General features: G+C 61.8%; 19 protein-coding genes and 1 pseudogene. 8 read left to right on the top strand and 12 right to left on the bottom strand.

Going from position 1 to position 18,521, the window contains the following annotated elements; all coding sequences use genetic code 11:
* Nucleotides 1-74: 74 nt before the first annotated feature.
* The 3 genes from frr to ABIE18_RS04740 are packed head-to-tail and all read left to right on the top strand — an operon-like array spanning nt 75 to nt 2,174.
* A complete protein-coding gene (frr, locus tag ABIE18_RS04750) occupies nt 75-632 on the top strand; it encodes a ribosome recycling factor (RefSeq protein ID WP_216925335.1) in 558 nt (185 codons plus the stop codon).
* Nucleotides 632-1,567 carry a phosphatidate cytidylyltransferase gene (locus ABIE18_RS04745; protein WP_499721499.1) on the top strand — a complete coding sequence of 312 codons (936 nt, stop codon included), beginning with the start codon at nt 632-634 and terminating at the stop codon, nt 1,565-1,567. Before frr ends, ABIE18_RS04745 begins: the two co-directional genes overlap by 1 nt.
* 22 nt (nt 1,568-1,589) lie before the next feature.
* Complete coding sequence (locus tag ABIE18_RS04740; RefSeq protein WP_499721497.1) at nt 1,590-2,174, top strand: DivIVA domain-containing protein; 585 nt, start codon at nt 1,590-1,592, stop codon at nt 2,172-2,174.
* 11 nt (nt 2,175-2,185) lie between these two features.
* Here ABIE18_RS04740 and ABIE18_RS04735 read toward each other — a convergent pair whose 3' ends face one another.
* From ABIE18_RS04735 to ABIE18_RS04715, 5 genes are all read right to left on the bottom strand, one after another.
* Entirely contained in the window at nt 2,186-2,848 is a 663-nt protein-coding gene (locus ABIE18_RS04735) for a hypothetical protein (protein WP_499721495.1), read from the bottom strand.
* 77 nt (nt 2,849-2,925) lie between these two features.
* Nucleotides 2,926-4,392 (bottom strand): sodium/solute symporter, encoded by a 1,467-nt coding sequence (locus ABIE18_RS04730; RefSeq protein ID WP_499721493.1) that lies wholly within the window; start codon nt 4,390-4,392, stop codon nt 2,926-2,928.
* Entirely contained in the window at nt 4,389-4,751 is a 363-nt protein-coding gene (locus tag ABIE18_RS04725; protein WP_477513652.1) for a DUF485 domain-containing protein, read from the bottom strand. Before ABIE18_RS04725 ends, ABIE18_RS04730 begins: the two co-directional genes overlap by 4 nt.
* Nucleotides 4,748-5,467: a LytR/AlgR family response regulator transcription factor gene (locus ABIE18_RS04720; protein ID WP_499721492.1), complete on the bottom strand. Its 720-nt coding sequence runs from the start codon at nt 5,465-5,467 to the stop codon at nt 4,748-4,750. Before ABIE18_RS04720 ends, ABIE18_RS04725 begins: the two co-directional genes overlap by 4 nt.
* A 22-nt stretch (nt 5,468-5,489) precedes the next feature.
* On the bottom strand, nt 5,490-6,692 hold the full coding sequence (locus tag ABIE18_RS04715) for a sensor histidine kinase (RefSeq protein WP_499721491.1): 1,203 nt from the start codon (nt 6,690-6,692) through the stop codon (nt 5,490-5,492).
* 242 nt (nt 6,693-6,934) lie between these two features.
* Here ABIE18_RS04715 and ABIE18_RS04710 point away from each other — a divergent pair, with 242 nt between their 5' ends.
* Both ABIE18_RS04710 and ABIE18_RS04705 read left to right on the top strand, forming a co-directional pair.
* On the top strand, nt 6,935-7,315 hold the full coding sequence (locus ABIE18_RS04710) for a DUF485 domain-containing protein (protein WP_477522807.1): 381 nt from the start codon (nt 6,935-6,937) through the stop codon (nt 7,313-7,315).
* Entirely contained in the window at nt 7,312-8,943 is a 1,632-nt protein-coding gene (locus tag ABIE18_RS04705) for a monocarboxylic acid transporter (RefSeq protein WP_499721489.1), read from the top strand. Before ABIE18_RS04710 ends, ABIE18_RS04705 begins: the two co-directional genes overlap by 4 nt.
* A 100-nt stretch (nt 8,944-9,043) precedes the next feature.
* Here the strand turns inward: ABIE18_RS04705 and ABIE18_RS04700 are convergent, their stop codons facing one another.
* The 5 genes from ABIE18_RS04700 to ABIE18_RS04680 all read right to left on the bottom strand — a co-directional run bounded on the left by ABIE18_RS04700 (nt 9,044) and on the right by ABIE18_RS04680 (nt 12,694).
* Nucleotides 9,044-10,063: a PHP domain-containing protein gene (locus ABIE18_RS04700; protein WP_499721488.1), complete on the bottom strand. Its 1,020-nt coding sequence runs from the start codon at nt 10,061-10,063 to the stop codon at nt 9,044-9,046.
* A gap of 70 nt (nt 10,064-10,133) precedes the next feature.
* Entirely contained in the window at nt 10,134-10,730 is a 597-nt protein-coding gene (locus ABIE18_RS04695; RefSeq protein WP_499721487.1) for a hypothetical protein, read from the bottom strand.
* A gap of 46 nt (nt 10,731-10,776) precedes the next feature.
* Complete coding sequence (locus ABIE18_RS04690; RefSeq protein ID WP_499721486.1) at nt 10,777-11,184, bottom strand: DUF4383 domain-containing protein; 408 nt, start codon at nt 11,182-11,184, stop codon at nt 10,777-10,779.
* A gap of 131 nt (nt 11,185-11,315) precedes the next feature.
* Nucleotides 11,316-12,167: a hypothetical protein gene (locus ABIE18_RS04685; protein WP_499721485.1), complete on the bottom strand. Its 852-nt coding sequence runs from the start codon at nt 12,165-12,167 to the stop codon at nt 11,316-11,318.
* 56 nt (nt 12,168-12,223) lie between these two features.
* Nucleotides 12,224-12,694 carry an Lrp/AsnC family transcriptional regulator gene (locus ABIE18_RS04680; RefSeq protein ID WP_442006251.1) on the bottom strand — a complete coding sequence of 157 codons (471 nt, stop codon included), beginning with the start codon at nt 12,692-12,694 and terminating at the stop codon, nt 12,224-12,226.
* A gap of 194 nt (nt 12,695-12,888) precedes the next feature.
* On the opposite strand from ABIE18_RS04680, the gene pdhA reads away from it, so the two are divergent.
* From pdhA to ABIE18_RS04665, 3 genes are read left to right on the top strand one after another with little or no spacing between them, the layout of a single operon-like run.
* Nucleotides 12,889-14,058 carry a pyruvate dehydrogenase (acetyl-transferring) E1 component subunit alpha gene (gene pdhA / locus ABIE18_RS04675; RefSeq protein ID WP_499721483.1) on the top strand — a complete coding sequence of 390 codons (1,170 nt, stop codon included), beginning with the start codon at nt 12,889-12,891 and terminating at the stop codon, nt 14,056-14,058.
* Nucleotides 14,058-15,068, top strand: coding sequence for an alpha-ketoacid dehydrogenase subunit beta (locus tag ABIE18_RS04670; RefSeq protein ID WP_477513642.1), 1,011 nt, complete (start codon nt 14,058-14,060; stop codon nt 15,066-15,068). Before pdhA ends, ABIE18_RS04670 begins: the two co-directional genes overlap by 1 nt.
* Nucleotides 15,065-16,543 carry a dihydrolipoamide acetyltransferase family protein gene (locus ABIE18_RS04665; RefSeq protein ID WP_499721482.1) on the top strand — a complete coding sequence of 493 codons (1,479 nt, stop codon included), beginning with the start codon at nt 15,065-15,067 and terminating at the stop codon, nt 16,541-16,543. The genes ABIE18_RS04670 and ABIE18_RS04665 overlap by 4 nt, the downstream gene beginning before the upstream one ends.
* A gap of 85 nt (nt 16,544-16,628) precedes the next feature.
* Here the strand turns inward: ABIE18_RS04665 and ABIE18_RS04660 are convergent, their stop codons facing one another.
* On the bottom strand, nt 16,629-17,501 hold the full coding sequence (locus ABIE18_RS04660) for an NAD-dependent epimerase/dehydratase family protein (RefSeq protein WP_499721481.1): 873 nt from the start codon (nt 17,499-17,501) through the stop codon (nt 16,629-16,631).
* 252 nt (nt 17,502-17,753) lie between these two features.
* A pseudogene (locus ABIE18_RS04655) lies at nt 17,754-18,419 on the bottom strand (HNH endonuclease signature motif containing protein); the annotation flags it as partial.
* Between the last annotated feature and the right edge of the window lie 102 nt (nt 18,420-18,521).

Raw genomic sequence — 18,521 nt, 5'->3', positions numbered from 1 at the left:
ATCTTTACTGTGCATTCCTGTAACGTGCATTGCCGCCCGCAGTTGGGCAGCGACTATTTTCTGAGGAGAAACCCGTGATCGAAGAGACCTTGCTCGAAGCCGGCGAGAAGATGGACAAGGCGGTTGAGGTAGCCAAGGAAGATTTCGCCTCGATCCGTACGGGCCGGGCAAACCCAGGGCTCTACAACAAGGTGATCGTGGAGTACTACGGCACTCCCACCCCGCTGCAGCAGCTGGCATCCTTCGCAGTTCCGGACGCACGGACCATCCTCATCACGCCGTACGACAAAACGGCACTGCGTGACATCGAGAAAGCCTTGAGCGACTCCGAAGTTGGCGCCAACCCCTCCAACGACGGCAACATCATCCGTGTCACCATTCCGGAGCTCACCAAGGAGCGCCGCAAGGAATACGTCAAGATCGTCAAGGGCAAGGGTGAAGACGCCAAGGTCTCCATCCGCAGCATCCGCCGCAAGGCCAAGGACGCTATCGATAAGTTCGTCAAGGACGGCGACGCCGGCGAGGACGAAGGTTCGCGCGGTGAGAAGGAACTCGACGCCATCACCAAGCAGCACGTCGACAGCATCGACGAACTGCTCAAGCGCAAGGAAGCCGAGCTGCTCGAGGTCTAATGAACCAGGCAGAGCCGGCACCCGCTGGGAGGGTCCCGACACGCGATACGAGCAAACGCGTCAGGCGTTTGCGAGTGAACCCGACGCCGAAGGCAGGCCGGAATCTTCCGGCTGCCATCGGCGTCGGGCTTGCCATGCTTTTCGCCGTTCTTGGGGGACTGCTGTTCCTTCCGCTTGGATTCGTCCTGCTCACCACATCGTTTGCGGTGCTGGGTGTTTGGGAAGTTTTCAGGGCCCTTGAGGCCCAGGGAACCAGGATGCCGATCATCCCTGTGATGATCGGAACTCTGGTGATGCCGGTTTCCGCCTACTTTGGCGGTTTGGAAGGCTTGTTGTTCACCATGACAGCAAGCTGCGTCGCAGTGCTGCTGTGGCGCTCCATCGAGAGTGCTGCAGGCGCTCCCCGCAGCGTTTTCGCGGGTGTCTTCACTCTCGCCTGGATACCGTTCCTGATCAGTTTCGCCGCGCTCCCGCTGCATGCAAGCGGTGGCGCGACTCCAGTCGGCTTATGGCCCGACGGCATTCCAGGGGGGGCCTGGCAGATTGCCACGATGCTGCTCCTGGTCGTATCGAATGACACCTTCGGTTACATCGTGGGCGCCTCCTTCGGGAAGCACCCCATGGCACCGAAAATCAGTCCCAAAAAGTCCTGGGAGGGATTTGCTGGTTCTGTCGCGGGTGCCATGATCATTGGCGTTCTCGCGTGTGTCCTCATTTTGGACAAACCGTGGTGGGTTGGCTTGGTGCTGGCCACCGGCATGGTTGCTGCTTCGACGGCGGGAGACCTCGCCGAGTCCATGGTCAAGCGCGAACTTGGCGTGAAGGACATGAGCAGCATCCTCCCCGGCCACGGTGGCGTCATGGACCGTTTGGACTCGATCGTCTTCGCGGCCCCTGTAGCCTATGTTCTGTTCGCGCTGCTGAGCGGCGTCTGACAACCCCGATGAAGGAAAATTAGTGGCCTTGGATATTCGTCGCCAGATTCCCGCAACGTTCGATCGCGTTGAGCGCAGCAAGTACGGCTACAACGCCAAGCAAGTGGATGCGTTCCTTAGCCGTGCCAGGACTTCTTTCGAGAACCCTGTGGGTGCCGCCGATCAAGTGGCCAGCACGGATGTACGCGATGTAGCTTTTGACCCGGTCAAGGGTGGTTACGACGCCAACAGCGTCGACGCCGCGTTGGACCGGCTTGAGGACGCCTTCGCGCGCCGGGAACGCGACGACCTCATCAGCCAGCAGGGTGAGGAAGCCTGGTTGCGGCAGATCGGTAAGCTCTCCGGCATCCTTCGTGGACGGCTGCACCGGCCCGACGGCGAACGGTTCCGCCGCCCGGCCAAGAAGAAAGTCCGAAGCTACAACGTCCAGGACGTGGATGCACTCTGTGCCGAACTCATCGGTTACCTGGAGCACGATCAGCCCCTCAGCGTGGACACCGTTCGGCGTGCAGTCTTCCGCGCCGCCAAGGGGGACGAAGGCTATGAAGAAGCCCAGGTGGATGCATTCCTTGACCGTGTGGTTGAACTGATGGCGGCCATCGACTAAGAAGCCCAAAACTACCGTGGCGTTGGCGAGATGGGTGGGTTGTTCTTCCACACTTCCAGGTAGCGTCGTCTCCCGCTGGCCAGCGCTGTAGCGAAAAAAGCCAAGGCTGCCACTATGGCAACGCTCACCGCGACAGCGGCCGGCAGTCCGGCAACCAACAGCGCCGAGCCAACCAACAAGGCGATCAGGGCTGCGTTTACGGTTGCCATGAATACCATGCTGCTGCCAGCCACCTGGCTGAAGTCCTTCCTGCCGCCGAAGAAGTAGTACGTTCGTTTCGAACCTTCCCTGTCGTCGTGGAACCCGGCCATCAGGTACCTGGCCATGTCTGGGTCCAGCTCCACGTACGCGGCCCGCAACCGGTTCATGGCGATGACGTACATCAGATCCTCCATCCCGACGCTTAAGACGCGTATGTGGGTGAGGAGGCCCACCATGAGGTCGACGGTGAGGATGGTCAGCGCGAATGCCCTGAAGGCTTCGGAAAATTGCGTAGCCTGACCCACCAGGGCCACACTCAGCAGGCTGGCCGATGTGAACGTCAGGAACATGCTGATACGCGTGAGCACCTCACCTTGCGTGGTGCTCCTTGAAGCAAGAAGGCTCCAGTGTTCGGTGGCCAGCAACTGGGCCCGGATGCTCAGGGACGCTGCCGGTTCCGGTTCTTCGGACATGGCGTCATTGTCCACCTTGCCCTATGCGCGGACAACAGGTGGCCGGTTTCAGTGCCAGTGGTCGTCTTCGCCAGTGGTCAGCGTTCGGTAGCCACTGGCCGTTCCGGAACGTGCAGGCGTGACATCACGCGGTTCACGGAAGCCGGCACGCGGTTCTTGGTCCAGACAGAAACCGCCACTGTCACTGCGAAAGCAGCCGGGACCGTCCATGCGGCCGGTTGGGCCAGCCACGCAGGAGCGTTGCCTTGGCCCATGACAGTGCCAATCACCATGGCCCCGCCGCACAGCAGGGCACCGGTCACCATCCCTGCAATTGCCCCGGCATCGGTCAGCCCACGCCACCAGATTCCCAGCAGCAATACGGGACAAATGGTGGAGGCCGTAAAGGCAAAGACGAGTCCAACACTCCCGGCCAAGGCAAGGGTGTCGGTCATGAAAGCAAAACCCAAAGGCACGACGGCGGCCAGCAACGCTGCGAGGCGGAATCCCCGGACGCTTCCTCCAAAGAGGTCCTGGCTGATGACGCCTGAGAGCGAAACTACCAGCCCGGACGTGGTGGACAGGAACGCTGCGAAAGCACCGGCGACGACGAGTGCTGAGAGGAGTTCACCGGCTGTTCCTCCCACGAGTTTGCCGGGCAACAGCAGGACCAAGGCATCGGCCTGTCCGGACTGTGCAAGTTCCGGGGCGAAGATTCTTCCCAGAGCACCGGAAAGAGTGGGGAAGAGGTAAAAGACGGAAAGCAGCCCCAGGACGATCAGTGTGGTGCGGCGTGCGGATTGTCCATCGGGATTTGTGTAGAAGCGCACCAGGACGTGCGGCAGGCCCAGTGTCCCGAATAGCAGTGCCACCATGAGTGAAATGTTCTGATATGCGCTGGCGGCTGGCTGGCCAGTGGGATTGACCGGGAGTTGGGCTTGGTGCGGGGTGTCGTTTCCAGCCAGCACCAGGAGCACGAATATCACAGGAACGGCCAACGCAGTCAGCTTGAGCCAATATTGGAAAGCCTGAACGAACGTAATGGACCGCATCCCACCAGCCACCACCGTCAGGCACACCACCAGCACCACCGCCGTCGAACCTACCCACGACGGCAGTCCCGTGGTGATGCGGATGGTGAGCGCAGCGCCATGAAGCTGGGGCACGATGTACAGCCAGCCGACGGCCACCACCACCAGGCTTGTGACGCGTCGAACCATCCTGGAATCCAGGCGCGCCTCGGTGAAGTCAGGGATGGTGTAGGCGCCGGAGCGCCGCAGGGGAGCGGCAACGAAAAGCAACAGCATGAGGTAACCCGCGGTGTAGCCAACGGGAAACCACAAGGCATCGGTGCCGGACAGCAGGATCAGTCCCGCGACTCCCAGGAAACTCGCGGCGGACAGGTACTCGCCGCCAATCGCTGAGGCATTCCACCAAGGCGGGACTGTGCGTGAGGCAACATAGAAGTCTCCCGTTGTGCGGGAGATACGCAGGCCATAGAAGCCGATGACCGCCGTCGTGATCGAAACTGCCAGAAAGGCGACCAAGCCAACAGCAGGATTCACTTGTCCTCCACAAGGTCCCGGTATCGGGCTTCATTGCGTGCGGCCGCGCGGTTGTAGAGCCAGGCACTGAGGCCGATCACAGGGTAGATCCCCAGCCCCAGCAACAGCCAGTCGAGCGGAATGCCCAGGATCCTTGTCTCAGCCACGCCCGGTCCGAAGACCAGCAACACGGCGAACGAAGCAAGGATCAGCAGGAAGCCGCAAGCCACCACCAGGGCGAGCCGCAGCTGCGAGCGGATAAGGGAACGGACGAAAACACGTCCCACATCCGAATCCTCGGCGACTTCGCCACCGTAAGGGAACCGGGTGGGGGCCGGTATCGCTGTTCGGCGTGGTGCTGTGACGCGAACGCGCGTCATCCTTGAGGCCGGATGCGGGTGGATTGCAGCTTGTCACGCACCGATGGCAGGTGGCGCCGGCTAATGGGCAGTTCCGCGCCGGCCACTCTTACGCTGGGGGCAGTGGCAGAGAGCTTCAAATGCCCTACATGGTCCAAGGCAATCAGGTAGCTGCGGTGGATCCGGATGAACCCGGCCTCGGCCCACTTTTGTTCCAGATCGCTGAGCGGGACGCGGATCAGGTAACTGGCTTCAGCCGTGTGCAACCTGGCGTAATCGCCCTGCGCCTGCACATAGCTGACATCATCCCGACGGATCATGCGGGTGGTGCTTCCCAGGTCCACCGTGATCATTTCGGGAGCAGGAGCGCCGTCCTTGATCAGCTCGCTGATCCGGTCCACGGAACGTGCCAGCCGTTCGGCACGGAGCGGCTTGAGGAGATAGTCAATGGCCGCGAGGTCGAAGGCCTCCAAGGCGCAGTCTTCGTCAGCGGTGACAAACACGACGGCGGGCGGGTTGCTGCTGCGCGCGATGGCGCGGGCGATGTCCAAACCGGAAAGGGCCGGCATATGGATGTCAAGGAACACGGCGTCAACTGACTCCCGTTCCAACATCCGCAAAGCCTCGGCCCCGGACGAGGCCCGATGGATAGTGCCGATGCGCGCATCCCGCCCCAGCAGGAAAGCGAGCTCCTCCACGGCGGGCAGTTCGTCGTCAGCGACGAGCACGTTGATCATGATTAAAGATTAGCCCCGTGTGTCAGGCGTCATGTCCTGGCTGGGATTTGGGGACCCGCATGGTGATCAGCGTCCCCTCGCCGGGGGCCGTTTCAATGACGAGGCCGTGCTCGTCCCCATAGACCTGCCGCAAGCGGGCATCAACGTTACGCAGACCCACGTGCTCACCGTCTGTATGTCCGGCAAGCACGGACCGCAGGTGCTCCGGGTCCATCCCCACGCCGTCGTCCTCGATAGTGACCTCGGCGAACGCGCCCGAATCGTTGGCACAAATGCTGATGTGTCCGGGGCCTTCCTTCGCCTCAAGGCCGTGCCTCACCGCGTTTTCCACCAGCGGTTGCAGGCTAAGGAACGGTATGACCGTGCTCAGCACTTCGGGTGCGATCCGAAGGCTGACCTGCACGCGCTCGCCGAACCGGGCCCGTTCCAGAAGGAGGTAGCGGTCGATGCAGCGCAGTTCCTCGGCCACGGTGGTGAAGTCGCCGTGCCTTCGGAAGGAGTACCTCGTGAAGTCGGCGAACTCCACCACGAGCTCCCGTGCCCGGGCAGGATCCGTATTGATGAAGGAAGCGATCGCGTTCAAGGAGTTGTAAATGAAGTGCGGGCTGATCTGGGCACGAAGAGCCCGGACTTCGGCCTCCATCAGCAGGGTCCGCGAAGCCTCCAACTCAGCCAGCTCAAGCTGGGCAGCGATCCAGTCAGCCACTTCGCTGGTGGCCCGTACCAGCCCGGCTCCAGCTGCAGGCGCCAGTGCTGCCACTGATCCGACTACTTTGGAGCCGGCACGGATGGGGGCAATGACGGCACTGAAATCGTGGTGGCCGTGCTCGGATTTTGCGGACCCCGAATGCCCGGCGTGGGGCACCACGGCAGTCCGGCCCGTCGCCAGCACTTCCGCGGCGAGACGCATGAGGGATGGCCGCAGCTCCTCCGCAACCCCGTCCCAGGCAAGGACCGAACCGGTGTCCGTGATGGCCAACGCATCGCAGCCGAGGAGCATTCGCAGTTGCTTGCTCGCCTTGGCCGCACCGGAGGCCTCAAGTCCGCCACGCAGATGCTGCCCCGCACGCGAGGCAGCATGAAGTGTGTTGTAGGTGGCCCGTTCAGCATCCGTGCCCAGGTCCCGGAAGGAGCGGATCACCTTCAGCCCAACACCCACGACGACGGCGACGGCCAGCACGATCACGGCGATCGCGGCTGCGGTGAAGAGCGGGGAGTCAGGCATAGAGCCAGCGTAGCGGGATGCCCGCTCACATCCTGCGCCGTTTTCCCCAACGTTCTCTCACATCCCCACGGGTTTTCCCCAACGTTCTCTCACATCCCACCGTTCGGCGCAGCATCCTGACCGTTGGGCGACGGTGGCAGCTGGTTCTCTGGAACCGCTGGCACGGCGCGTTCGATAGTGATTGCAGTCACATTGGCAAAGCGTGTGGAGCTGATGTGGACACATCACAATCAGGAGGAACCATGGGTAATGAGGCCCAACCCCAAGACGCAACGGCGTCCGTGGACTTCCAGGAAGTCCAGCAGACGGAACGGTTCAAGACGCTGCGCAAGCGGCACCGCAGTTTTGTCTTCCCGATGGCAGTGGCGTTCCTGCTTTGGTATTTCGCGTACGTTCTCTTGGCCGACTACGCCGTCGGCTTCATGTCCATCAAAGTTTGGGGCAACATCAACGTCGGCCTGATCCTCGGGCTGCTCCAATTTGTCACCACTTTCGGCATCACCGCTTGGTACGTGAGCTACTCCAACAGGAAGCTGGACCCCATCGCGGCCGAGATCCGCAACGAGATCGAGGGCCACCAGTTCGATAAGGACGGCAATGTGATCCGCGGGGCAGCCAAATGAACACGAACTACATCAGCACCGTTGTCCCCGCGGTCAACGTCGCCGCATTGAAGGATACGACGCTGCTCAATATGGGCATTTTCGCCCTTTTCGTGGCGGTCACCATGGTGATCGTCTTCCGGGCCAGCAGGAATAACAAGACCGCGGCGGACTACTATGCGGCAGGCCGTTCGTTCACCGGTTCACAGAACGGCACAGCGATCGCCGGCGACTACCTTTCGGCCGCCTCGTTCCTCGGTATCACTGGCGCCATTGCCATCAACGGATATGACGGGTTCCTTTACTCCATCGGCTTCCTCGTCGCCTGGTTGGTGGCATTGCTCCTCGTGGCCGAGCTCTTGCGCAACACCGGCAAGTTCACCATGGCCGATGTCTTGTCGTTCAGGCTGCGCCAGCGGCCGGTCCGCATCGCGGCTGCCCTCTCCACCCTTGCGGTTTGCTTCTTTTACCTCCTCGCGCAAATGGCAGGAGCCGGTAGCTTGATTTCGCTCCTCTTGGGCATCAGCGACTGGGGCGGACAAGCTTTGGTGATCATCGTCGTCGGCGCCTTGATGATCATGTACGTCCTCATCGGAGGCATGAAGGGCACCACGTGGGTGCAGATCATCAAAGCCATCCTGCTGATCGCAGGAGCTGCAGTCATGACTGCCTGGGTGCTCGCGATCTACGGCTTCAATCTCTCCAACCTGCTCGGTTCCGCGGCCGAGGCCGCCAACAACCCTGCCGTTCTCAACCCAGGCCTGCAGTATGGCAAGACGGAGACGTCCAAGCTTGATTTCATGTCCCTGGGCTTGGCGTTGGTCCTTGGCACGGCCGCCCTCCCACATGTTTTGATGCGTTTCTACACGGTTCCCACCGCCAAGGAAGCACGCAAATCGGTGGTCTGGTCGATCTGGCTGATCGGGCTGTTCTACCTGTTCACGCTGGTACTGGGTTACGGTGCAGCGGCTTTGGTTGGAGCAGACACCATCAAGTCGGCCCCGGGCGGCGTCAACTCTGCCGCACCCCTGCTGGCCTTCCACCTCGGTGGGCCGCTGCTGCTCGGCTTCATATCCGCCGTCGCTTTTGCAACTATCCTGGCCGTGGTGGCCGGACTGACCATCACCGCGGCAGCGTCCTTTGCCCATGACATCTACGCCAATGTCATCTCAAAGGGCAAAGCCGACGCCACCACAGAGGTGAAGGTAGCCCGGCGCACAGTTGTAGTGATCGGTATTCTGGCCATCCTGGGTGGTATCTTCGCCAACGGCCAGAACGTCGCCTTCCTGGTGGCTCTTGCCTTCGCAGTGGCAGCTTCGGCCAACCTGCCAACCATCGTCTACTCGTTGTTCTGGCGGAAGTTCACCACCCAGGGCGCCGTATGGAGCATGTATGGCGGCCTGGCCTCGGCCATCCTGCTCATCACGTTCTCCCCCGTGGTTTCCGGTGCAAAGACGTCCATGATCCAGGGAGCCAACTTCGCGTTCTTCCCGCTGAGCAACCCGGGCATCGTATCGATCCCCCTCGCCTTCCTGCTGGGCTGGCTGGGGACCGTCGTGGATAAGCGCCGTGAGGATCCGGCCAAGCAAGCGGAGATGGAAGTCCGCTCGCTGACAGGTATCGGTGCAGAGAAAGCGGTGGATCACTAAAGTTCAACAAGAATCAGGGCCAAACACGGGGGCTCCTTCTGCCAAACGGCGGGGGGAGCCCTCGGGCATAAGGCCTGCACCTCAGGCCTGCACCACTAAATCACTTCTTGAGGCTGAGCCATTCCTTCAACTGTTCCAAAGGCCATGTGGTGACGATCCGTTCCTTTGGCACCCCAAGTGCCTCGGCACGTTCGGCGCCGTACTGAAGGAAATCGAGTTGACCGGGGGCATGGGCATCACTGTCAATGCTGAAGAGGCAGCCGACATCTAACGCCATCTTGATCAGCGCGTCCGGAGGGTCCTGCCGCTCCGGCCGTGAATTGATTTCGACGGCGACACCCCACTCGGCACATTCTGTAAAGACCTTCATGGCATCGAATTCGGACTCAGGCCGGGTGCCGCGCGATCCTTGGACCAGACGGCCAGTGCAATGCCCCAGGACGTTCGTGTGTGGATCACTGATCCCGCCAAGCATCCGCTTGGTCATGGTCTTCTTGTCCGAGCGCAGCTTCGAGTGGACACTGGCCACCACCACGTCCAGCCGATCCAGCATTTCCGGCGATTGGTCCAGTGTCCCGTCCTCCAGGATGTCCACTTCGATGCCTTTGAGCAACCGGAAGCCGTCCTGATCGGCGTTGATCCCTTCCACCACGCCGAGCTGTTTTTCAAGCCGTTCAACGCTGAGGCCGTTGGCGATGGTCAGGTTGGGGGAGTGGTCAGTGAGGGCAAGGTATTCACGGCCCAGGGTTTTGGCGGCAGCTACCATGGTTTCAATCGGTGAGCCGCCGTCGGACCAATTGCTGTGGCTGTGCAGGTCACCGCGTAACGCAGCCTTGAGGGTGTCGCCACCGGACGCCAAGGATTCCGCGCCACGCTCGCGAAGGTCGGCCAGATAATCGGGGACCTTGTCTTCCATAGCCTGGGTGATGACTTCCGCGCTTCGGTCCCCAACACCTTTCAGGCTGGTGACTCTTCCGTTCCGGACGAGCCTGGCCAACTCGTCGGGCGGAAGCTGCCGAACGGCGTCGGCCGCTTTCCTGAAGGCCTGGACCTTGAAGGTGGGGGCTTGGCCACGTTCCAACCAAAAGGAGATTTCTTCGAGCGCCTCAACGGGATCCATGGCTCCATGATCCACGAACCGGGCGCACCATCAACAGTGGGCAATGCTGATGGTGCGCCGGTCCGGACTGTTACTTCTGGTGATGGCCGCCTGGAACCAGTGCTGGAGGCGTTCTTACAAGGTGGCCCTGGCCGTGTTCCCCGTGGGGCACGGCGTGTTGACCGGCCATGGATGCGGCCAATCCCGGCGTTGCCACTGATGCAACAACGACGGCGGCCCCGAACGCGGCTGCCAGAAGCCGCCCGGTCCTTGGCAGGCCGTGGGCGCCGCCGTCGTTGGTCTTTTGCTGACGGCCCAGCCAACCGCCTCCGCCAAGTGCCATCAGCGTTAGCCCCAGGGCGGCAAGATGGCTCACTTCGAGCGAGCGTTCACTGGCCGCCAAAGCCCCTGCGAGGACGGCGATGTGGGCAGCGGCGGCAACCGCCAGAGCGGGAAAGGCAAGCCGACGGAAGAGAAGGAGGTTCCGGTGGAGCCCCCACAAAGACCACGCCAGGAAGGCCAGGCCGGCTCCGAGAGCCACCACTCCGAGAACCACCAAGCCAGCCGCGCCAGCTTCTGTGAGGTAGCCGGACGCAATGGACAGCTCCACCATTCCGCCGGCCATGGCAGCGAAGTAGACGAACAACAACGCGGCGGCGTTCAGCGTGGGGTGATGTTTGACTGCCATGGCACTGTCCTCGGTCTCGATGGTTTCGCGGTCAGGGCTTCCGTGGTCAGGCGCGGGCTGAGACGACGACGGCCTTGTCCTGGGACAGGGCCACACCCAGAAGCACCACAGCGCTGGCCAGGTGCAGCACGTTATCTGCCCCGTTCAGGGCGATGATGTTCAGCGAAGTTCCCACGAGGAACAGCCCGAGGATACCCACCAGCAGGTAGACGCCGCCCACAGCCGTGTTGACGGATTTGGAAAGCGTGACACTGTTCATGCCCGCATAAAGAAGGGCTGCACCGATGGCCAAGTGAATGACGTTGTGCAGGGGGTTCACCGCGAAGATGATCAGGTTGGCACCTTCCGTGGCGAAGAACCCGGTTCCCGCGGTGACGAAGAATCCGAGCACGCCTACCAAAAGGTACACGGCTCCGAAGATGGTGGCGATCAAGCGATTGGGCGAAGTGCGCATTGGTCCGAACCTTCCGGTGATGGCCGGGGCTTTCCCAGCCGTCCTGTGGAACCCCGGACGGGGCTCTCAAACAGTGATTCGGACCATGCGTTGACGCGGATGGGTGGAATCCGGGATATTTTTTTCCGCCGTTATGGACGGAGGCGGATGCTGCTCATTTTGAGGTCGTCGGTCCCTTCGAAAACGTACTTGAGATCGATGGTCTTGCCACTGCACTGCAAGGTTCCCGCGATGTCCGCTTTATTATTGCCGTTGTTCGAGTTCACGCTCACCGAGCTGTAATTGGGTTTGCATGAGTCATCAAGTTCCAAGCTGGCAATGCCGTCGATGAAGGACTGCTTATCCAGTTCGTCCTTCAAGGCCTGGTGCAGGTAGTTGTCGTAGGCCTGCTCTGTTTGCCCTGAAACCACCAGGTTGGTGAATTCGTCAGCCAAGGACCTCGCCTTTGACGTCGCGCCGCCCACGACGTTCACCAGCACCAGGACGCCCACTACGGCCAGGACGATCACTCCTGCCACAATGCTCAGGACAATCCAGAGCACCTTCTTATTCTTGGCCGGCGGCGGAAATTGCTGGCCGTACTGTCCCGGGTACTGGCCGGGCGCATACTGTCCTTGCGCGTACTGACCCTGAGGGTACTGGTCTTGCGGGTACGGGTTTTGGTCCGGTGGGTACTGTCCCGGGGCGTACTGGCCTTGGTCCGGTGGGTACTGTCCCGGGGCGTACTGGCCTTGGGATCCCGGGGACGACGACGGCTGTTGCCACTGGGGTGGAGTCCCGTTCGGTTGGGGGTACCCGGGGCCGGGTGGGACGGGTGGTGGGTTCTGGCCGTATTCGCTTCCGCTGTGTTGGGTTCCGTCGCGACCATTCGGTTCTTGCGGGTTGCTCACTGTAGTGCCCCTTTCGGCAGCCTGCGGCAGCGCCACCACGTAGCCGGAAACCGCTGGCCGGCCCCCGATGCGTCCATCTGAATCAAATCGCATTCACAGTTCCACAGGCAAGGGCCACAAGGGTAATAACGGCAGGTGAAAGTGGGGGTTCAGCCTTCAGAGCGCCGACCCAGCAGGGGTTGCACCCGGTACGGAATCATTTCCCGCATGGCCAGGGCAGTGTCGGTGCGGTCAACGCCGTCGCAGGCGAGGATCTTGCCGTTGATTCGGTAGAGGTCTTCGGCGTCCAGCGCCACCACCCGCAAGAGCAAGTCGGCTGATCCGGTCAGCCCGAAACCTTCAAGGATTTCCGGGATGTCCGCAAGGTCCTTCGCGAGCGAGGCGAGTTTCTGTTGCTGGACATGCACGGTGATGAACGCCGTGAGGGGGTAGCCGAGGGCAACTGGATTGATACGCCGCTCAAAGGAGAGAAAAGCATGCTTCTTCTCGAGCTGGGCCATGCGTGCCTGGACAGTATTGCGTGACAAGCCAAGTCTCTGGGCAAGGGCCACAACGGTCCCTCTGGGATCCTTTGCCATCGCTGAAAGGAGCCGGGTGTCAGTGCCATCCAAAGGTTGCATAATGCGCAAGATTAGCACGGCCTGGCCTCTCCCAACATGGCAGAATGCTCAAGTTTTTCAACGGTAGTTGTACCCGATGCGTCTTGTGAGTAGGGTCACAATTAACGCTGGCGAAGGAGCCAGGGGGTCGGTCTGCGCTTGGATCACAAGTCCAGCAGGGCCGGCAAAACCTAGCCGGAAGGTTGCGATCACCTGTGTTGACGGATAAGGCGGGCAAGGGAGTGCAAAATGACGCTCCGCGCCCCGGACAAAGTGCACAAAATCCTTTGCGGACGGGGGGCAACCTCCTCCAGCTGGTGTCGCCGGAAGGCGAACGGATCAGCCACCCGGAATTTGATCTCTGGATCAAGGACATCGGCGATGAGCAGTTGGGCTCCTTGTTTGAGGACATGACAGTCATCCGCCGCATCGATACGGAAGCCACAGCCCTCCAGCGGCAGGGCGAACTGGCCCTCTGGCCGCCGCTGCTGGGACAGGAAGCAGCCCAAATCGGTTCAAGCCGTTCCTTGCGCGACGACGACTTTGTTTTCCCCAGCTACCGTGAAAGCGGCGTCGCGTACATCCGTGGAGCCCATGTCTCGGAGATCGCCCAGGTTTGGCGCGGAAATGCCCTCTACTCGTGGGATCCAAAGCGGATCAACATGGCGACACCCCAAATCATCATTGGTTCCCAGAGCCTCCACGCCACGGGTTACGCCATGGGCGTCCAACTGGACGGCGCCAGCACGGCGGTCCTTGCTTACTTCGGGGATGGCGCCACGAGCGAAGGCGACGTGAGCGAGGCCATGGTGTTTGCGGCCAGTTTCCAGGCTCCCGTGGTCTTTTTCTGCCAGAACAACCATTGGGCCATTTCCGAACCTGTGCGCGTGCAGTCCCACGTTCAATTGGCCGACAGGCCAACAGGGTTCGGCATCCCCAGCCTGCGCGTTGACGGAAATGATGTCCTCGCCGTCATGGCCGCTACCCGCTGGGCTTTGGACCGTGCCCGCAGCGGCGGCGGCCCAACCTTTATCGAAGCAGTCACCTACCGCATGGGCCCGCATACTACTGCCGATGATCCCACGCGATACCGGGACCCGAATGAGCTGGAGGACTGGGCTGCCAAGGATCCTATTCTCCGTCTGCGGAGGCTGCTTGACGCCAAAGGCCTGCTCACCGAAGAACTGGAAGGCAGAGTCAAAGCCAAGGCCGACGCCGTCGCAGCCGAGCTCCGTACCAGTTGCGTCAACATGCCCGATCCGCAACCGTTGGACGTCTTTAACCACGTCTACAGCACACCCAATTCCTGGATTGAACGCCAGAAGGATCACTATTCGCGCTACCTGAACAGTTTCAGCCAGCCCGTCGAGGAAGGTGCACTCTGATGTCCAAGCTCACATTTGCCCGGGCTATCAACGCCGGCCTCCGCAAGTCCCTGGAAAACGATCCCAAAGTCATCCTCATGGGCGAGGATATTGGTTCCCTCGGTGGTGTCTTCCGAGTCACCGACGGACTCCAGAAGGACTTTGGAAAGCACCGTGTGATTGACACGCCCCTGGCCGAGTCCGGCATCATCGGAACCGCCGTGGGCCTGGCCTACCGGGGCTACCGGCCAGTGTGCGAGATCCAGTTCGACGGCTTCATTTATCCTGCTTTCGATCAGATCGTCAGCCAGGTGGCCAAGATGCACTATCGGACGCAGGGGCGGGTCAAGATGCCCATCACCATCCGCGTTCCTTTCGGTGGCGGCATTGGCTCGCCGGAGCACCACTCGGAATCGCCGGAAGCTTATTTCACTCACACTTCAGGGCTTCGTGTGGTGGCGGTGTCCAACCCGCAGGACGCCTACACCATGATCCAGCAGGCCATTGCCTCGGATGATCCTGTTCTCTATTTCGAACCCAAGCGCCGCTACCACGACAAAGGTGACGTCGATGAGTCCATCGACCTCTCCAAAGCGATGCCATTGGACAAGGCAGCTGTGGTCAACGCCGGTTCGGACGTCACCCTGGTGGCTTACGGCCCTCTGGTAAAGACCGCCAAGGATGCGGCACAGGCTGCCGCTGATGAAGGAGTCTCCGTGGAAGTCATCGACCTGCGCTCGTTGGCTCCCGTTGACTACCCGGTGGTGGAAGCATCCGTGCGCAAGACGGGCCGGCTGGTCATCACGCACGAGGCCGGACAATCCGGTGGCCTCGGAGCGGAGATTGCGGCCAGCATTACTGAACGCTGCTTCAACTACCTGGAGTCCGCACCTGTGCGGATTACCGGCTTCGATGTTCCGTATCCCTACTCGAAGCTTGAAATGCACCATTTGCCGGACCTGGACAGGATTCTGGATGGCGTGGACCGCACGTTGGGCCGCCCCAACTCCCTGAGTGGACTGGAAGGATGACCGCCACCATGATCAAGGAATTCAGGCTGCCGGACCTTGGCGAAGGCCTGACCGAGTCGGAAATCCTGAGCTGGAAGGTCGCAGTGGGGGACACTGTCACCCTCAATCAGGTCATCGCCGAGGTTGAGACGGCCAAGGCCGTCGTCGAGCTGCCGTCGCCTTTCGCCGGCGTCGTAGCGGCCCTGCATGAGCAGCCCGGTTCCGTGGTGGAGGTCGGCAAACCGATCGTCTCCTTCGAAGTGGACGACGCCGGAGCCTCCAACGGGGGCAACGGACCTGCCGCTGGACATCAGGCTGCCGGCGAACCGGAGTCCACTGGCGAAACTGCATCAAACGGGGGATCTGGACCAAACGGCGGGTCTGGATCGAACGGCGGGCCGCAGCCAGTCGAGGCGAGTGGGGCATCCTCAAGTCCCGCCAAACGTGAGCCGAACCTGGTGGGGTATGGCGCCGTCGTCGAGCACACCGGACGGCCGACGCGCCGGGTCCGTGCCAACGTCCGAACCGCCCAAGCCGAAACTGCCCAAGCCGAAACGCCGCAGGCTCGCCCCATGGAAGTGCCGCAGGAGTCAACCCCTCACCCTGACGCAGCCACGGCTGAGCGTCCACGTTCCACACCGCCGGTCCGTAAGCTGGCGCGCGATCTTGGGGTTGACCTGCAGCTGGTTCCCGGCACCGGTCCAGGGGGACTCATCACGCGGGAAGACGTCCAGAACTTCACGGGTGGGGCGGAAGCCACAAGCGCAGTACCAACAGGACCGGCAGCGACCGGCGAGCGTGAAACGCGTACACCTATCAAGGGTGTCCGTAAATTCACTGCGGCCGCGATGGTGCAGAGCGCATTCACCGCGCCGCATGTGACGGAATTCCTGACGATCGATGTCACTGCGACCATGGAATTGCTGGCGCGGCTTCGGGCCAGCAAAGCGTTTGAGGGCTATAAGCTCACTCCGCTCACCATTGCGGCCAAGGCGGTCCTGATAGCGCTACGGAACAACCCAACGTTGAACTCGCGGTGGGACGAGGCACGCCAGGAGATCATCCAGTTCAACTACGTCAACCTTGGCATCGCGGCTGCTACGCCCCGGGGCCTGACGGTACCCAACATTAAGGATGCCGACCGCCTGACCCTGCGGGAACTTGCCACAGCGTTGTCGGAACTCACAGACACTGCACGTGCCGGCAAGACGTCTCCGTCAGATCTTTCAGGCGGCACCATCTCCATCACCAACATCGGAGTATTTGGGATCGACGCCGGAACGCCCATCCTCAATCCGGGCGAGGCTGCCATCGTGGCCTTGGGTGCTGTGCGGAAGGCGCCGTGGGTGGTCGATGATGAGATCGCCGTGCGGCAAGTGATGTCCCTGAGCTTGTCCTTCGACCACCGCTTGGTGGATGGGGAACAGGGTTCACGCTTCCTGGCGGACCTCGGCGCTATCCTGTCCGATCCCGCCATGGTGTTGACTATGGTCTAGCTTCACGAACGTAGGAAGCTGCGCCGGCCCACCCCTTTACGAGTGCTTGCAGGAAACTGCGGCTAAGGGGTGGGTCGTCGCGCGTTCAGTCTTCTGTGGGCGTGGTCCGATTGGAGTGGACATCGCGCCAGCTGTGTTCCGGCTCGAAGCCCAGGAGCCTGCGGGCTTTGTCGATGGACAGCATCGTTTCGTGCTGGCCCAGTTCCTTGACAACCTCGACGCCGGGAAAGACTTCCGCGGCAAGCCCGGCGCTGCTTCGGCTCATCACGGTGTCAGAAGCGGCGATGATGAAGGTCTCGAAACCGGGGGCTCCTTTCTCCAAGGTGCGGACAACGGCTTGGGCGCCGTCGCGGGCATCGATATAGCCCCAAAGATTCCACTTGCGCAGGGTGGCGTCCGAGTCAAAGGACGGGAATGCGTCGTAGTCTTCGGGGTCCATCACGTTGGAGAACCTGAGCGCGGTGATGCTTAGAGCTGGGTCCCAGCGCGTGAGCTGGATGGCCATCTGCTCCTCCAGGTGCTTCACCAGGGAGTAGGTGCTTTCCGGCCTCGCCGCATACTCCTCATCCACGGGAATGTAGGGAGGGTCGATATCGAAGGGGAGTCCCAAGACCGTCTCGCTGGAGGCATAGACCACCTTCTTGATGCCTGCTCTCCGTGCTGCCTGGAAGACGTTGTAGGTGGAGAGCATATTGTTTTCAAAAATGGCGGCGTCCGGAGCCAACCCCGGTGCGGGGATGGCGGCCAAATGGACGATCGCGTCCAAGCCGCTGTGTTGGTCGTCCAAGCCGAGGATGACATCCAGGACCTGTCCATAATTGCGGAGGTCCACGTTTACGTAGCCGCGGGCCTTCTTGCCTGCGCGGTCAATGTTGAGCACGTGATGGCCATCCTGCGTCAGCCGGCGGACCACGCTCCTGCCCAGTTTTCCGCTTCCGCCGGTTACGGCAATCCTCATGGTGCGCTCCTCGATAGTGGCTGGTACCAACCCTGTTGCTTTATGGATTCAGTATGGGTTCGAGCTTCAGCCTAGGCTCCACTTCCGCCCCGCGCAGCCCCTGAAACTGGCACTGTGAGTCCTAGGAATACTGGAACGGCCCAAGAACATACGAGCGCACGCATCCGGCATCCATGAGCATCCGGCACCCTTCCGCATACCCGGGGCACCGCCCTGGCCGCGGGCCGTACCCGGCATCGTTGTCGGGCACTCTTATGTTCGGAGGGGTGTGTGGTGGTGGTTGCGTCGTGGTGTTTGGTGGGGGTCGATGTGTGGTGGTGGGGTGAACCAGGGCACGCCGGTGGTCATGTCGATCCGCCATTGTTCTTTGTGGATGAGGTGGTGGTGGTGGCTGCAGAGCAGGGTGCCGTTGTCGGTGGAGGTGGTGCCGCCGTGTGAGCAGTAGGTGATGTGGTGGGCTTCGCACCAGGGGGCGGGCATGGTGCAGTCGGGGAAGGCGCAGCCGCCGTCGCGGGTGGTGATGGCTTTGCGGATGTGGGGTGGGAAGATCCGGGTGGTTCGGCCGATGTCCAGGACGCGGGAGTCGCTGCCGAGCAGGACGGGGAGGATGTCCGCGTCGCAGGCGATTTTGCGGATGGTGTTGGGGTGCATCGGCCCGACGAAGGTGGCGGTACCGGAGCTGAGCCGGGGGTGGTGCGCGTCAGGTCCAGTGGTCCGGGTGGTGGCTGCGCCGGTGCTGAGTCGTTGGTCGTCGGTGAGTCGTTCGAAGAGGTCGCGTTCGTCGATGGTGAAGGTGAGTTGGGGTCGGAGTCCGCCGTTGGAGGGCAGTTTCCCGGTGGTCATCGCGACGGCACAGACTCCGACGAGGCCGTTGAGGAGTTTCTGGGCCCGCGTGCGACGGTCCAGATCCGGTCCGCCTGACCTGTGTTCGGGTCTGGGGTGGAGTGCTGTTCCGGTGCCATCGTCTCGGCTGGTGCTGGTGCTGGTGCTGGTGCTGGTGCCGGTGCTGCCGTCGGGTGC

The organism is Arthrobacter sp. 2762 (assembly GCF_040548745.1).
Taxonomy (GTDB): domain Bacteria; phylum Actinomycetota; class Actinomycetes; order Actinomycetales; family Micrococcaceae; genus Arthrobacter.
This window is presented reverse-complemented; position numbering and strand designations above follow the sequence as displayed.